This window comes from Kiloniella laminariae DSM 19542 (genome assembly GCF_000374005.1).
Lineage (GTDB): Bacteria > Pseudomonadota > Alphaproteobacteria > Kiloniellales > Kiloniellaceae > Kiloniella > Kiloniella laminariae.
This window is the reverse complement of the sequence record NZ_KB893139.1, coordinates 22,709-37,232: the sequence shown is the minus strand read 5'-3', so window position 1 is coordinate 37,232 and position 14,524 is coordinate 22,709. Positions and strand designations below refer to the sequence as shown.

Sequence of the window (14,524 nt, the reverse complement as noted above, 5' to 3'; positions counted from 1 at the left end):
TACAAGAGGGTAGGTGAACGCTTCTTTAACAAAAAAAAGCAAACATTACCAGTTCCTGCGCGCAGGCTCTGCTTATTCGAGTTAGGCTTGGAAACGGTTAATCCTCGTCGTCTTCTCCGGCAAGACTCGGCAATCCTCGCTCCTTGCGGGGTGTACGACCAAAGAAATCACGATAACATTTGGAAAAATGCGAAGCAGACACAAAACCACAGGCCAGAGCCACATCAATGACCGACATATTGGTCTGCAACAGCAACAGGCGAGCCTTGTTCAGGCGAAGTTCCAGATAATACCGCGCCGGAGAACGGCTCAGGTACTTGCGGAACAGACGTTCAAGCTGTCGGGTTGACAAGCCAGCGTCACGAGCGAGCTGGATCCGGGTCAGCGGTTCTTCCAGGTTGTCTTCCATCAGTTTGATAACCGCGAGAAGTTTGGGATGGCGAACCCCGAGGCGGATCGGCAGGGACATCCGCTGCTGATCGTGCTGGTCGCGAATACGCTCGTGCATGAACTGATCGGCGACTTCTGATGCCAGTTCATGACCATGCTGGGCCGAGATCACATTGAGCATCATATCAAGAGCCGCCGTTCCTCCTGCACAGGTAAAGCGGTTGCGATCAATTTCGAACAGCTCTGGCGTAACTTCTATTTCTGGAAAATCTTCCAGAAATCCAGCAAGGTTTTCCCAGTGGATGGTACAGCTGTAGCCATCCAGCAGCCCCGCTTTGGCCAGGATATGCGCCCCAGTACAGAGAGCCCCGACATCAACGCCAGTCCGGTCTACCCGACGCAGCCAGGAATAGATCCGCCGATCATCAACTTTCTGGACATCTTCACCGCTACAGACCACCACGGTGTGAAAATGCTGTAATTCGTCGAGCTTGGCATCCGGTGTAAAGGGGATACCACAGGAAGAGCGAACGGGAAGGTCATCGACAGAAACCAGGCTCCAGCTGTACAGCCTTTTGCCGGACTCACGGTTTGCCAGACGCAGAGGTTCCAATGCCGAGGTAAAGGCAATGAGCGAGAAACGGGGAACCAGAAAAAAGACTATGCGTTGGGGTAGTTCCTGCGGGGCCTTACGAATCATTTTATGCTCACCTGACACGTGTGTATTTTAAAACCCATTAACTGATCTTGACGCAAAGGCCTTAACGAAGGCTTTCCTTGCGGACCTGTCTCCAGAAAAGGAACAGAAGCAGCTGTTCCGTGACCTGATGTTGCTCTGGTCGCGAAGAACCCGGAAACAAAACACCAGAAACACAGAAGCATAACAACTTTCGGCTTCCTTCACCAGAAATGACGCATTCAGAACAGTTAATCGTTATTTCGTTTTTACTGTTAAGACGCCAGATATCAGAAAGAATAGAGGTCGACAAGCCGCGTCATCATACTTTCACGCGGTTTTTTCAATAAAAAAGAGGCAGCACCCGGCTGCCTCTTTTGTTAAGTCGATTAATCGCTGTTATTTTTCAATATCTATCCAGCGACATAATCTTTTTACTGGTCGATCTTAAGTGAAAGCATCCGGCATGGATGTTTTTTTATTGGCAATAAACTCCAGTACTGCCTCATCAATCGCCGGATCAAGCTCCGGTGCCACATACTCTTCCAGAATCTTCTTCACCAGCCCACTTGCCCGCTGATAGGCATCTTTGGAGCCTTCGGATTCCCACTGCTCAAAAGAGTTATTATCGGCAATGGTCGACCGGAAGAATGCTGTTTCAAAGTTGGCCTGGGTATGGGCACAGCCAAGGAAATGGCTGCCCGGACCAACTTCGCGGATCGCGCTCATCGCCTGACCGTTTTCAGTCATGTCATAGCCATCCAGCATCCGCTGCATCATGCCGAGCTGATCCGCATCCATCACCAGTTTCTCATAGGAGGAAATCAGTCCTCCTTCGAGCCAGCCAGCGGCGTGCAGGGTAAAGTTAACCCCGGCTAGTGCTGTCGGGATAATGGTGTTGGCAGATTCATAGGCGGCCTGTGCATCCGGCGTCTTGGACCCACAGAGCGATCCGCCGGAACGGAACGGCAGCCCCAGACGACGGGCCAGCTGTGCCATGCCATAGAGGACCAGCGCAGGTTCAGGCGTACCAAAGGTCGGCGCCCCGGACTGCATGGAAATCGAGCTGGCAAAAGAGCCGAGTACAACAGGCGCGCCCTTGCGGACCATCTGGGCGAAAGCAATCCCGGCCATGGCTTCGGCCAGCGTCTGGGCCATAACACCAGCAGGTGTCACAGGCGCCATGGCACCGGACAGAATAAACGGCGTAATGATACAGGCCTGCATGTTACGCGCATAAACTTTCAACGCTCCAAGCATGGTATCGTCAAAAGTCATCGGCGAGTTGGCGTTGATCAGGCTGATCATCACCGTGTTGTTTTCAACAAACTCGTCGCCAAAAACCAGTTTGGACATGGCAATGGAATCTTCCGCACGTTCCGGCGCCGTGACAGAACCCATATAGGGTTTGTCCGAATAACGGATGTGCGAATAGAGCATGTCGAGGTGACGCTTGTTCACCGGAATGTCGACCGGTTCACAGACAGTTCCGCCCGAGTGATGCAGTGCTGGCATTGCATAGGCCAGCTTCACAAAATTGCGGAAATCCTCAATCGTGGCATAGCGGCGCCCACCATCATAATCCCGGACAAAGGGAGGACCATAGACCGGAGCAAAAACCGTATTGTTCCCGCCGATGATGACACTGCGTTCACTATTGCGGGCGTGTTGGGTAAACTGGCTCGGCGCATGTTTGCACCACTGACGCGCCAATCCACGGGGAAAGCGAACGCGCTCCCCCTGAACATCACACCCGTTATCTTTCAGAATCTGGAGCGCTTCGGCATCATCCCTAAACTCGATCCCGATTTCCTCAAGGATGATTTCCGCATTTTCCTCGATAATTTCAAGCGCTTCTTCGTTCAGCGTTTCGAAATAAGGAATCTTGCGGGTAATGAACTTCAGCTGTGCCGATGAACCGCCAGAGCGGGCAGCACGACGTGACGCCGCTCCCCCGCCACTACGACCACGGCCAGCGCGACCGGCACGACCAGCCTGTTGTTCTGTATCACTATCACTCATAAAAAGCCCTCCCATAGACTCTTCGAAATATTCCCCCCGGACCGTTTCCTCTCTGTCGAGTTTGCGACAGTCTGAAAACCAAAAGCGGCAAGCGGGAGAAACTGGCTGTTTCCTGGGAAAAAAAACCACTGACCGTTGGCTTGTTGCGTATCATTAAAACAGATTTTGACGTTTTTTTGTACGAAACTTTCCTCTCGTCCGGAAAGAGCAGGTTTTAAAGAAACGAGTCGCTTTGCTGCAGGAGACATATTTTTTCACTTTTATTCCGCAAAAGGACAAAGAGGCAGATCAGAAAAAAGTTTGTACTCGTCCCCGGCAAACTTCAGCGAACCAATTCCAAAATGACTTCTATTTCAGCCATCTGGTACTACCATTCTGTTGCCGCATCATCCGCGAATACACCCTTCGTCCCGCCCGGTTGTTGACTGTCCCAGCAAGTATACGGTTCCCAATCCGAGCAGGATGAGAATGGAAAAAATGTCGCAAAAAATCATTCGTGTCGTAATATGCAATGCTGATGACGCAAACCGATAGGACGTTTACAGACCTGTTCTCCATCATCATGGCGCGTACTTCTGACAAGGGTCTGTTGTATTGAACAGCTGCCGACCACAAGGTCACCAGGGCTGATCGATTTTCCACTACCCGTCATCAGAAGCACAATGAAACAATCTGGAACGCGTGTTGTGTTAAGACACGTTAGTCGCATTAAACTTGGAGTCAGGCGATGAAATCTCACTACAAAGCCGTGGTTATCGGTGGTGGTGCTGTCGGCGTAGGTACCCTGTACCACTTGGCGAAAAAAGGTTGGTCAGACGTTGCGCTTCTCGAGCGTCACGATCTCACCTCCGGTTCCACCTGGCACGCCGCCGGTCTGCTTCCCCTGTTCAACATGAGCTACTCTGTTGGTAAAATCCACCAGTACTCGGTTGATCTTTATGCTTCGCTCGAAGCCGAAACCGGTCTGCACTCCGGCCTGAAACAGGTCAGCAACATCCGTCTGGCCCGTACCCAGGACCGTATGGACGAGTATCGCTACTATGTCGGCGTTGCCAAAACCCTTGGTGTGAACGTGCGCTGGCTTTCAGTGGAAGAACTGAAAGAGATCTGGCCGCTTTGTAACACTGACGGCATCCTTGGCGCGATCCAGCACATGGACGACGGCTACGTTCAGCCTGCTGAACTGACCCAGGCCCTGGCCAAAGGTGCGCGTAACCTCGGTGCCGAGATCCACCAGCACACTGCGGTCATCGGTATGGAACAACAGGACGATGACAGCTGGCTGGTCCAGACCGATAAAGGCGACATCACCTGTGAGCACGTCATTTCCTGTACGGGTAACTTTGCCCGCCAGACCGGTGCCATGGTTGGCCTCGACATTCCGGTTATTCCGGTCGAGCACCAGTTCATCGTGACCGAAGCTCACCCGGAAATCAAAGCCCGTCACGCGGCTGGTCTGCCTGAAATGGGCGTTCTGCGCGAGTCTGATTCCTCCTGGTACATGCGTGAAGAAGCCGGCGGCCTGCTGCTCGGCCCTTACGAAGTTGGCGCGCCGTGCTGTTATGTTGATGGCCCGGCCAAAGATGCGAAGTATGAGCTGTTCAACGAAGAACTCGAACGCCTTATGCCTTACATCGAGACCGCTTTCACCCGTGTTCCTGCCTTTGCTGAGGTCGGTATCAAGGAAGTCTACAACGGCGCGATTGCCTACACTCCTGATGGCTCCCCGATCATCGGCCCGGCTTGGGGTCTGAAAAACTTCTGGCTCAACGAAGGTCACTCTTTCGGTATCACCGCGACCGGTGGTGCAGGCTGGCAGCTAGCAGAATGGATCGTCGACGGTGAACCGACCATCGACATGTCCGGTGTTGATCCCCGCCGTTTTGGCCCTTACGCAAGCCGTGGCTTCCTCAAGGTTAAAAACGAAGAAGCCTATTCCAACGTCTTTACCCCGCACTTCCCGGACGAATCCCGTCCTGCAGCGCGTGGCCTGAAACGTTCGCCCTGTTATGACCGCATGAAAGAGCGCGGCGCTGTCATGGGCACAATCTATGGCTGGGAACGTCCAAACTGGTTTGCTCCGGAAGGCTATGGCCTGACCGCAGAACAGCTCAACCAGGACGACACCATCACCCGTGAAAACCACGCTCCTGCCGAACCCGGCAAGCTGCCTGTGGAAAAATGGTCCTTCCGTCGTTCCAACTACTTCGAGTTCGTAGGTCAGGAATGTAAAAACGTTGAAGAGAACGTCGGTCTGCTCGACATGTCCGCCTTCTCCAAGTTCATCGTTCAGGGCCGTGGTGCCGAAGCCTGGCTGGAAAGCCTGGTGGCCAACAAGATCCCGAAAAAGATCGGCCGTATGGCACTGACCCACATGCTGACCCTGCACGGCGGTGTCCGCGCGGAATTCACCATCCTGAAAACTGGCAAGCAGAGCTACTATCTGGTTTCCGCGGGTGCTCAGGAACGTCACGACTGGGATTATCTGACCAAGCTGAAGCCAACTGACGGCTCTGTTGATCTGCAGAAAATCACCACCCAGCAGGGCGTGTTTGTTATCGCCGGACCAAAATCCCGTCTGCTGATGGAAAAACTGTCTGACGCCGATTTCTCCAACCAGGCTTTCCCGTGGCTGACTGCGCAGCAGATTTCTGTCGGTATTGCTCCGGTTACGGCCGCCCGTGTTAACTTCGTTGGTGAATACGGCTGGGAATTGCATCACCCGATCGAAATGCAGAACTATCTCTTTGATGTTCTGATGGAAGCTGGTGAAGAATTTGGGATCAAGCCGTTCGGTATTCGCGCCATGGATTCCATGCGTCTGGAAAAGTCCTATCGTCTGATCCCGACCGAAATGTCGATCGAGTACGCTGCTCTTGAAACCGGTCTCGACCGCTTTGTCCGCCTGGACAAGGAAGAAGACTTCATCGGGAAAGCGGCTCTGGCTGCCTGGAAAGAACGCGGTTTTGCAAACCAGTTCGTCACCATGGAAGTTCACGGTATCAAGGACGTCGACGCCCGCGGTTCCGAGCCGATCTATCTCAATGGCGAGATGGTTGGTCGTGTGACCTCTGGTGGCTACGGCTGGCGTACCGGCAAGTCCCTCGCCCTGGCGATGGTCCGTCCGGATCTGGCCGACATCGGCACCGAGCTGGAAATCTACATCCTCGGCGATCTCTACAAAGCAACTGTTATCGAGGAATCACCCTACGATCCCGAAAACAAAAAGCTCCGCGCTGTCGAATAATCCCGGCAACCGCGTACTCGCTGAGAGTAACAAATCAAAAGGCGTCGGATTTTCCGGCGCCTTTTTTGTTTAAGAACGTTAGCCTATTATTTCTGAAAAATTAACCGTTCCGGTTGTACAAAACAGTCCTTTAATCCTCTAGTACAAAGAGGAACGCAATCACGAGGCTTCGCGATCATGCTCGGGAGAATAGTTCTCACCATAATAGGCATTATAGTTGCCACACCGATTGCGCTGATCCTCCTCACCATGTGGTTGCAACGTGGCGAGCATGAACCAACCTTCTATGTCCGAGTTACTGTCGACATGGTCGTCAATGATCAACCCGTACATATGGAGCGAGTGATTACCTGTGAAACTGTAGCCTTGGGCAATGCGGGGTTGGAAACCTTATTCAAGCGCGCTTATACCGAATACCGCCCTTATCCCTTGGCATTTGGTGAACGCTTGCCCGATCAAAGTGCCGTGATGATGTGGACCCCTTATGAATGTGATCGTGAGGAATTTCTGGATACAGAGGGCAAGACACAAATTCGTGCACGTCAAAATGCCCCAGACTATGTTCCGCGTATTGGCTGGACTCCAAGTTATAGCCCAATTGAAACTTTAGAATATTATATCGACCGGAAATCCTTCACACACCCGAACCGACGCATTAAAAATATAAAAATCCACAGTGAGTTGCTTTCTGATAGTGGATTTCCCTTCTATAAACCGATCGAAAAACCTTCAAAACCAGATGATTTTGTTTGGTTCACTGGAATTAAACCACCAAATAAACACAAGAAGGTGCTCTTTGTGGCTTTTTATGCTCAAGTTCTAACAGAAAAGAAATGGCGCGGCTATAATACGCTAATTGATGCAGAGCTTGATAGTTACAACAGCCCTCAACGTGTTGCGCATCGACCTGAATTAAATCAAAACTCACCAATATACCTTATTGATAAAATGTTTCGCGATCTTGGCTATTCTCGTGAATTAGCAACGGGTTATGGAGGGCACGGCGTAAGTTCTCAAAGCTTGAATAAAAATACTCCAGTTCTTGGTTTTGGTGTCGACTTAAGTGAGCAAGATTTAATCGTTCAATTATTACCTGAAGATGGTGTCATAACCGTTTCAAATAATAATACTTGGGATCGCCTTGTTTTCCGGAAGGAACCTGATGGTCAAAAAAGAAATGACAGCTCTTGGATGAAATATTCAGACAAAGATTTTCTTGTTAATGGTCAGTTAATCAAACCAAATAAATTCAATACTTCAACTTATTTTTTGTTCGATCCAGAATCACAGGATCTTTTTTCTGTCAAAAGGTCCTTATTCCAAGTTTACCCCGAAAGGGATAACCCCCTTTTCCAAAGCGCTAATGAAGGGCAGTAACCCTCACCCCTTGCCATTCAATTATTGGGTATTCACACCCGGTTCAATACATTGCCTTACTCGGGCGACCACGAAATTGTTGAGAAATCCCGGGAAGTGAAACGAGCCTTGATTTTGTAATCCACCAAGTCAGACACAATCTTCTCGAATACCCACTTCCCATGCCCCAAGCCGGGCCTGCCAAATCGCGTTTCTAACCGTCACTCCGCCGCCTTGATCAGTTCTGGTTCGGGATAGAGGTCGGCCATGGAGATGCTGCGGCCGTTGTCCATCACCACGCGGGCATGTTTGCGCTTCAGACCTCGGACATCTGCAGCGCCACAGCTGTGGGCAATAGTACCGACTTCCTTGTGCATGTTTTTGGCGTACCAGGCCACACGCTGGGCCTTGTCAACAGGATCAAGGCCAAACTGCAACTTCTTGTCGTGGGTGGTAATGCCCGTCGGGCAGGTGTTCTTGTTACACTGCAGGGCCTGGATACAGCCCAGCGCAAACATAAAACCGCGTGCGGAATTGACAAAATCAGCCCCGGCGCAATAGGCCCAGGCTACATCCGAAGGGGTAATCATCTTGCCACTGGCACAGACCTTGACCCGCTCGCGCAGGCCATGACGTTTGAGGGTATCGACCACCAGCGGCAGGCTTTCACGCAGTGGCATACCCATATTGTCGATCAGGCTCATAGGGGCTGCACCCGTGCCGCCATCAGCGCTGTCGATGGTGATAAAGTCCGGGGCAGTTTCCGGCCCGCGTTTATTGATTTCCACGCAAAGCAGATCAAAAAAGTCATAAGCCCCGACCACCAGCTTGAAGCCAACCGGCTTGCCAGTGATATCTCGGATATAGGCCAGCATATCAAGCAAGTCACCTTCGCTGCGCACCTCGGGATGGCGGTTTGGGCTGATGGCATCAAGACCAACAGGCACACCACGAATTTTAGAGATTTCCTCGGTCACCTTGGCTCCGGGCAGAATCCCGCCCTTGCCCGGTTTGGCGCCCTGACTGAGCTTGAGTTCAAACATTTTTACCTGCTCATGTCCGGCAACCTCGCGCAGTTTTGCTTCGTCAAAACCACCTTCGGGTTTGCGCACACCAAACTTGGCTGTGCCGATCTGGAACACAATATCGGCCCCGCCTTCGAGGTGATAAGGCGACAGACCGCCCTCGCCCGTGTTCATCCAAATCCCCACCTTTTTTGCACCAGCAGAAAGCGCCCGGATTGCAGGGATAGAGATCGCACCGTAACTCATGCCCGAGATATTAAAGATGCTTTCGGTTTCATAGGGTTGCCTGCAATAGGGGCCGATGACCACCGGGCCGGGCTCAACCGCGTCTTCGTCCAGGGTGGGAAAAGCGCAGTTGACAAAGTAGACCGTGCCCGCCGGACGCAGATCGCGGGTCGAACCAAAGGCCACAGTGGAATCAACATTCTTGGCGGCGCGGTAAACCCAGGAACGTTCGGCCCGGTTAAAGGGCATTTCCTCGCGGTCGAGGGCAAAAAAGTACTGGCGAAAGAACTCGCCCAGATGCTCAAAGAGATAACGAAAGCGGGCAATGACCGGATAGTTGCGTCGCAAGGTACTTTCGGTCTGGGTCTTGTCCTTGATATAGGCAAAGACCAGCCACAGCACCCCGACACCAATGGCCGTGATAAAGAGAAACGACAGCAGCTCCATAAAGCCGACCACAAACTCTGAAATCTGTCCCATTGCTCTGTCCCCCGCGTAATTCCTGATCTTGCTCTATAGGTGATCGCCAAACACTGCGCTTAAAAAACCACGCTTTGGTTATTTGAGCCAGCCATACAAACATGATCGCATAGAGAGTATGAATTTTTTACTCCACCATTTTCTCGAAAATTTTTAAAAGTCAAATTGAGTGTGATCTTTGATTGTAAAAACGACATCAACCTTCAAGACGGTCCAATATCCAGTCCAGACTTTTCAGATAATCCTGCAAAGATAACACACTCTCTTTTGGGGCGGCAGCCGCCGCTACGGCAAAACCATGTGTATAATCAATAAGAAGATTTAGAAGAATATCATCATTAGATTGATTAGCTTCCTTGAGGTTTAACCGGATCAGCTCTGTAAGGGACAGCAGCTGTTCATCCATCAGGGAAAGATCTGCGAGCACACACTGAATAAGATTTGGGTGTAACAGAACCTGTTCGCAGTAGCGCGACAATAACATCCGCAGTCTTGCTTGTGGTGTCTTACCCTCTGGCTTTTCCCCAACACCGTCGAAAACCATTTTCACCAGACTGGACAGCATTTTCTTACGGTTGCCAACATGGTGCGACACTGCCATAGGCGTTACGTTCAAGGCTTTGGCAAGAACCCGAAAGGAAGCAGCATCAGCACCACCTTCATCAATAAGGCACAAGGCATGCCTGAGTATAAGATCCTTTGACAGGTTCTCCATATTTTTAAAAGGCCGTCCAGCAGATCCCGTTTTTTTCATCACTCACAGCAGCCTGTAACTATTCTGCACGAACCCACATTTAAAAGATCTGGATCCTGTCAATTCAAGATCGATATCTCTCTCAAGGGCACCAAAAAGTCTGTGGCCTGTTCCAATTAGAATGGGGATGACAGTTATAATCAGATCTGAGATCAGACCTTCCCTTATAAAAGACTGCACAAGAAGCCCTCCATCGACATAGACCCTTTTCCACCCATCACTTTCAAGCGATGCCATCAACGCCTTCGGCCCTCCTCTGGCGATACGAACCTTGCTCTGAATATTTTCAGGGACAGCATCATCCCTGAGCGACTGGCTCATCACAACAACCGGTTTTTTATAGGGCCACTCTCCTAATCTCAACACATTCAGGAAAGACCCGCTCCCCATCACAATCCCGTCAATCCCGGCTTCAAATGTGTCGTACCCGAGATCCTCCCCTCCGGTCTTTTGTTTCATCAACCAGTCCAGGTCATGATTTTCTCTCGCCACAAAACCATCCAGACTCATCGCCATAAAAATATGTCCAGAAATCATCGTTTTATTCCCATGTAAGTCAATCACGTCACATAATTATACATCGTATAATTATGTGACGTGATTGACAATGATTATTGCTTCCCAACCAAAAAATTTATGTATAAACCTTCGTAACATTGTGACGAGAAAATCTGGTGTAATTCAGCGTGTCTATAAATAAGTTGCGACAAAAATTGGATTATGTAATAGGACAAGCGTTTTAAGTTTTTGCAAAATTTAGAATACCAGAGGCAAATTTCTGTATGAAGCGCGGAAAAATTCATAGAACTCCCCTGACCGAAACAACGCAGGCTCGTCGGGAGTACCCAGTCAATATTTCTGCTGCGGATGAAGGCCTCTTCCAAGAAGCAACAGAGCAGACAATTCCGGCAAGTGAGCTACTGGAAATCGAAGATGCCGTTGTTCTTGGCAATGGCTGGCTGTGGTCAAACAATAGTGTCGTGAGAGAAGCTTTTAATCCTTTTCGTATGCCTGATGCTAAAAAGAAAAGGATTAAAGGTAAGCTTCGATTGTGGCTCTCCAGCCTTCATAGAAGCAAAGCCGTAAGCGGTCTTTGGGTCAGCGACGTCTGGAGTTATAATTACTACCACTGGCTGACAGATACGATTCCACGCCTATACCTCGCCAGGGAACAGGGCGTTAACGCACAGCTATACCTGCCGAAGATTTGCCTTAAACCCAAATTTATTCCGGAATCTCTCAAGCTTCTTGGAGAGGAACAGCCTCTCTATATCAGCCAAAGCATTGCCTCAATACGTTTTGGAAAACTGTTTCTCCCTACCTATGCGGGCGAAGTCGGAAATAACCATGGGCCAACCATTAGAGCTGTCGCGGAAAAATTCAGACGTTCCTGGAGCAAATCCTCGCCCCCTAAGCGCCGGGTCTATATAAGCCGAAAACTCGCCCCCAATCGGCTGGTCCAGAATGAAGATGAAATACTGCCCGTTCTTGAGAAGTTCGGCTTTGAAGCAATCTCTTTCGAAACCCTCTCATTTACAGAACAGGTTGAGCTCGCGGCATCCTGCGAAATGATCGTCGGTCCCCATGGCGCAGGTATGACAAACATTATGTTTATGCCAGAGGGAGGAAAGGTGATTGAACTCCATCCCCAGAGAACAGAGCTAAACACCTGTTATTTTAACCTCTCTCATGTCATGCACCACAGCTATCAGTATTTGATCGCCGAGAGCATTGACGATAAAAGCAATATGATGATCAATCCGGCTTCGCTGGAGGAATGCCTGTCCAGGGTACTCAGTCTTTCTTAAGCCCTTACAAAAGGGCGTACGCCCGAGGTAAAGAGTAAAATGAACAAAAGAATATTGATTACCGGCGGAGCAGGCTTTCTTGGTTCGCATCTCTGCGAGCGTCTGTTGCAACGGGGCGATGAAGTACTCTGTGTCGACAACTACTTCACCGGCACCAGAAGAAACGTAGAGCATCTTATTGGCCACCCCCGCTTTGAGCTCATGCGCCATGACGTCTGTTTCCCACTCTATGTCGAAGTCGACGAAATATACAACCTCGCTTGCCCGGCCTCACCCGTTCATTATCAGCATGATCCCGTGCAGACGACGAAAACATCCGTACATGGCGCCATTAACATGCTTGGGTTGGCTAAAAGAACCAACGCCAAAATTCTCCAGGCCTCGACCTCTGAAGTTTACGGAGACCCTGTTGTCCACCCGCAGACCGAAGACTATTGGGGCAACGTCAATCCGATCGGCATCCGCTCGTGTTATGACGAAGGCAAGCGCTGCGCGGAAACCCTGTTTTTTGACTACTGGCGCCAACATAACCTGCGGATAAAAGTACTGCGTATCTTCAATACCTATGGGCCAAGCATGCACCCGAATGATGGTCGGGTTGTTTCCAATTTTGTCATGCAGGCACTGCAAAATCAGGACATCACGATTTACGGGGACGGCTCGCAGACCAGATCCTTCTGCTATCGTGACGATCTCGTCGAGGCCATGATCCGGATGATGGATACGCCTGATGACGTAACCGGGCCGATAAATGTCGGGAACCCGAACGAATTCACCATTCGCGAGCTTGCTGAAATCGTTATCGAACTGACCGGATCCAGCTCAAAAATCATCAACAAACCTTTACCACAAGATGATCCAACGCAAAGAAAACCCGATATTTCCAAAGCAACAAGTGAACTATCCTGGTCCCCTACAGTTCAGATTAGAGAAGGCCTGGTCAAAACAATCGAATATTTTGAGAATATCGTGCGGAATGAAGCTGCTGAAAGCACGAACTAATCCCACATGTTTTTATTATTACATATAAATTCAATACTTTCGTGAAACATCAGGATCAGAACAGGACTTGAAAATGAAAAAGGCGCCGGAAATTTCGGCGCCTTTTGAACTTTACCCAGAGATCAAAGCTGAACTGTCCAATCTATATATGCAGCGCATGTCCCAGCGTTCGCAGGGCGGCTTCCTGCAGAGCTTCGCTTTGGGTCGGGTGGGCGTGGATGGTGGCGGCGATGTCTTCGAGCCTTGCGCCCATTTCCAGCGCCAGGGCAAAGCTGGCCGAGAGTTCGGACACGCCTGATCCCACCGCTTGGATACCCAGTACCAGATGATTGTCGGCACGGGCGACAATGCGGACAAAGCCTTCTTCGCGTTCCATCGACATGGCCCGGCCATTGGCCTGTAGCGGGAAGAGATCGCTTTTGATTTCGTATCCACGGGCACGGGCTTCGTCGGGGGACAGACCCGCGGTGACAATCTCGGGGTCGGTAAAACAGACCGCCGGGATACAGACCTTGTCCCAGGACCGTTTTTCCCCGGTGATCAGTTCGGCCACCATTTCGCCCTGCGCCATGGCGCGGTGGGCCAGCATCGGCTCACCAGTAACATCGCCAATGGCATAGATCCCGCGCATCGACGTCTCGCAGCGATCATTGATGCGGATAAAACGTCCCTCCATAAAGAGGTCGATTTCCTCCAGCCCCCAGCCCTCGGTCACCGGCTTGCGCCCCACCGTGACCAAAATCTTGTCTGCCGGGATTTTGACATCCTTGCCGCTGCCATTTTCCACCAGCAAGGCATCACCCTTGCTGGAAAGGCCCTTGGCCTTGGCCCCCGTCAGGACCTTGATGCCCAGTTCTTTCATCCGTTTGGTTACAGGGCGGATCAGATCCTTGTCATAAAGTGGCAGCACCGCTTTGGCGGCTTCAACCACGGTGACTTCACTGCCCAGCTTGGCATAGGCGATGCCCAGCTCCAGCCCGATATAGCCGCCGCCGACCACAGCCAGTTTGGCCGGAACCTCGTTCAGGGATAGAGCTTCGGTCGAGGAAATCACGCGCCCGCCAAAGGGTAGGAAAGGCAGTTCGATCGGTGCAGATCCGGTCGCAATAACGATATATTCCGCGCGGATAACCTGGGTACCTGTCGGGGTTTCCACTGCAACGGTTTTTCCATCCCGGAACTTTGCCCAGCCCTCGACGGTTTTCACGCCGTGTTTTTTGAGCAGTCCAGCAACACCGGAATTCAGACGGCTGACGATACCGTTTTTCCACTCCAGAGTTTTTTTCAGATTGATCTTGGGCGCGGAAGCCGAAATACCCAGGGCATTATCGCCGGAGAAATGCACCGCCTTTTCAAACTCCTCCGCCGCATGGATCAGGGCTTTGGAAGGGATACAACCGACATTCAGGCAGGTGCCACCGGGTTTGCCTGCCTCGATAATCACCGTATCGATGCCCAGCTGTCCCGCACGAATGGCACAGATGTAACCACCGGGACCAGCACCGATGATCAGAAGCTTTGTCTTGATTTCTTTCACGG

General features: G+C 51.1%; 10 protein-coding genes. 4 read left to right on the top strand and 6 right to left on the bottom strand.

Annotated features, from left to right (window positions below):
• Positions 1-97: 97 nt before the first annotated feature.
• Both B152_RS0109380 and B152_RS0109375 read right to left on the bottom strand, forming a co-directional pair.
• Positions 98-1,090, bottom strand: coding sequence for a GlxA family transcriptional regulator (locus B152_RS0109380; protein WP_020592155.1), 993 nt, complete (start codon positions 1,088-1,090; stop codon positions 98-100).
• Between the two features lie 423 nt (positions 1,091-1,513).
• The gene (locus B152_RS0109375; RefSeq protein WP_026261425.1) at positions 1,514-3,088 is read right to left on the bottom strand and encodes a trimethylamine methyltransferase family protein; all 1,575 of its coding nucleotides are present in this window, start codon (positions 3,086-3,088) and stop codon (positions 1,514-1,516) included.
• Between the two features lie 727 nt (positions 3,089-3,815).
• Between B152_RS0109375 and B152_RS0109370 the strand changes: the two genes are divergently transcribed.
• Complete coding sequence (locus B152_RS0109370) at positions 3,816-6,335, top strand: GcvT family protein (protein WP_020592153.1); 2,520 nt, start codon at positions 3,816-3,818, stop codon at positions 6,333-6,335.
• 306 nt (positions 6,336-6,641) lie between these two features.
• Positions 6,642-7,712, top strand: a complete 1,071-nt coding sequence (locus B152_RS0109365) for a hypothetical protein (protein ID WP_157231014.1) — start codon at positions 6,642-6,644, stop codon at positions 7,710-7,712.
• A 200-nt stretch (positions 7,713-7,912) separates the two neighbouring features.
• Here the strand turns inward: B152_RS0109365 and B152_RS0109360 are convergent, their stop codons facing one another.
• From B152_RS0109360 to B152_RS0109350, 3 genes are all read right to left on the bottom strand, one after another.
• A complete protein-coding gene (locus B152_RS0109360; RefSeq protein ID WP_020592151.1) occupies positions 7,913-9,421 on the bottom strand; it encodes an FMN-binding glutamate synthase family protein in 1,509 nt (502 codons plus the stop codon).
• Between the two features lie 196 nt (positions 9,422-9,617).
• Positions 9,618-10,175, bottom strand: coding sequence for a TetR/AcrR family transcriptional regulator (locus tag B152_RS0109355; RefSeq protein ID WP_020592150.1), 558 nt, complete (start codon positions 10,173-10,175; stop codon positions 9,618-9,620).
• A 3-nt stretch (positions 10,176-10,178) separates the two neighbouring features.
• Complete coding sequence (locus B152_RS0109350) at positions 10,179-10,691, bottom strand: dihydrofolate reductase family protein (RefSeq protein ID WP_211212179.1); 513 nt, start codon at positions 10,689-10,691, stop codon at positions 10,179-10,181.
• Between the two features lie 266 nt (positions 10,692-10,957).
• Here B152_RS0109350 and B152_RS0109345 point away from each other — a divergent pair, with 266 nt between their 5' ends.
• Both B152_RS0109345 and B152_RS0109340 read left to right on the top strand, forming a co-directional pair.
• On the top strand, positions 10,958-11,983 hold the full coding sequence (locus B152_RS0109345; protein WP_020592148.1) for a glycosyltransferase family 61 protein: 1,026 nt from the start codon (positions 10,958-10,960) through the stop codon (positions 11,981-11,983).
• A gap of 39 nt (positions 11,984-12,022) precedes the next feature.
• The gene (locus B152_RS0109340) at positions 12,023-12,985 is read left to right on the top strand and encodes a UDP-glucuronic acid decarboxylase family protein (RefSeq protein WP_020592147.1); all 963 of its coding nucleotides are present in this window, start codon (positions 12,023-12,025) and stop codon (positions 12,983-12,985) included.
• 142 nt (positions 12,986-13,127) lie between these two features.
• On the opposite strand, the gene lpdA is transcribed toward B152_RS0109340, so the two are convergent.
• Positions 13,128-14,522: a dihydrolipoyl dehydrogenase gene (gene lpdA / locus B152_RS0109335; RefSeq protein WP_020592146.1), complete on the bottom strand. Its 1,395-nt coding sequence runs from the start codon at positions 14,520-14,522 to the stop codon at positions 13,128-13,130.
• Positions 14,523-14,524 lie beyond the last annotated feature (2 nt).

What these genes read in the sequence shown, in the direction of transcription:
- B152_RS0109380 (WP_020592155.1), bottom strand. Translation starts at nt 1,090, where the DNA reads ATGATTCGTAAGGCCCCGCAGGAACTACCCCAACGCATAGTCTTTTTT.
- B152_RS0109355 (WP_020592150.1), bottom strand. Translation starts at nt 10,175, where the DNA reads ATGAAAAAAACGGGATCTGCTGGACGGCCTTTTAAAAATATGGAGAAC.
- B152_RS0109340 (WP_020592147.1), top strand. Translation starts at nt 12,023, where the DNA reads ATGAACAAAAGAATATTGATTACCGGCGGAGCAGGCTTTCTTGGTTCG.
- B152_RS0109360 (WP_020592151.1), bottom strand. Translation starts at nt 9,421, where the DNA reads ATGGGACAGATTTCAGAGTTTGTGGTCGGCTTTATGGAGCTGCTGTCG.
- B152_RS0109350 (WP_211212179.1), bottom strand. Translation starts at nt 10,691, where the DNA reads ATGGCGATGAGTCTGGATGGTTTTGTGGCGAGAGAAAATCATGACCTG.
- B152_RS0109370 (WP_020592153.1), top strand. Translation starts at nt 3,816, where the DNA reads ATGAAATCTCACTACAAAGCCGTGGTTATCGGTGGTGGTGCTGTCGGC.
- B152_RS0109345 (WP_020592148.1), top strand. Translation starts at nt 10,958, where the DNA reads ATGAAGCGCGGAAAAATTCATAGAACTCCCCTGACCGAAACAACGCAG.
- B152_RS0109375 (WP_026261425.1), bottom strand. Translation starts at nt 3,088, where the DNA reads ATGAGTGATAGTGATACAGAACAACAGGCTGGTCGTGCCGGTCGCGCT.
- B152_RS0109365 (WP_157231014.1), top strand. Translation starts at nt 6,642, where the DNA reads ATGGTCGTCAATGATCAACCCGTACATATGGAGCGAGTGATTACCTGT.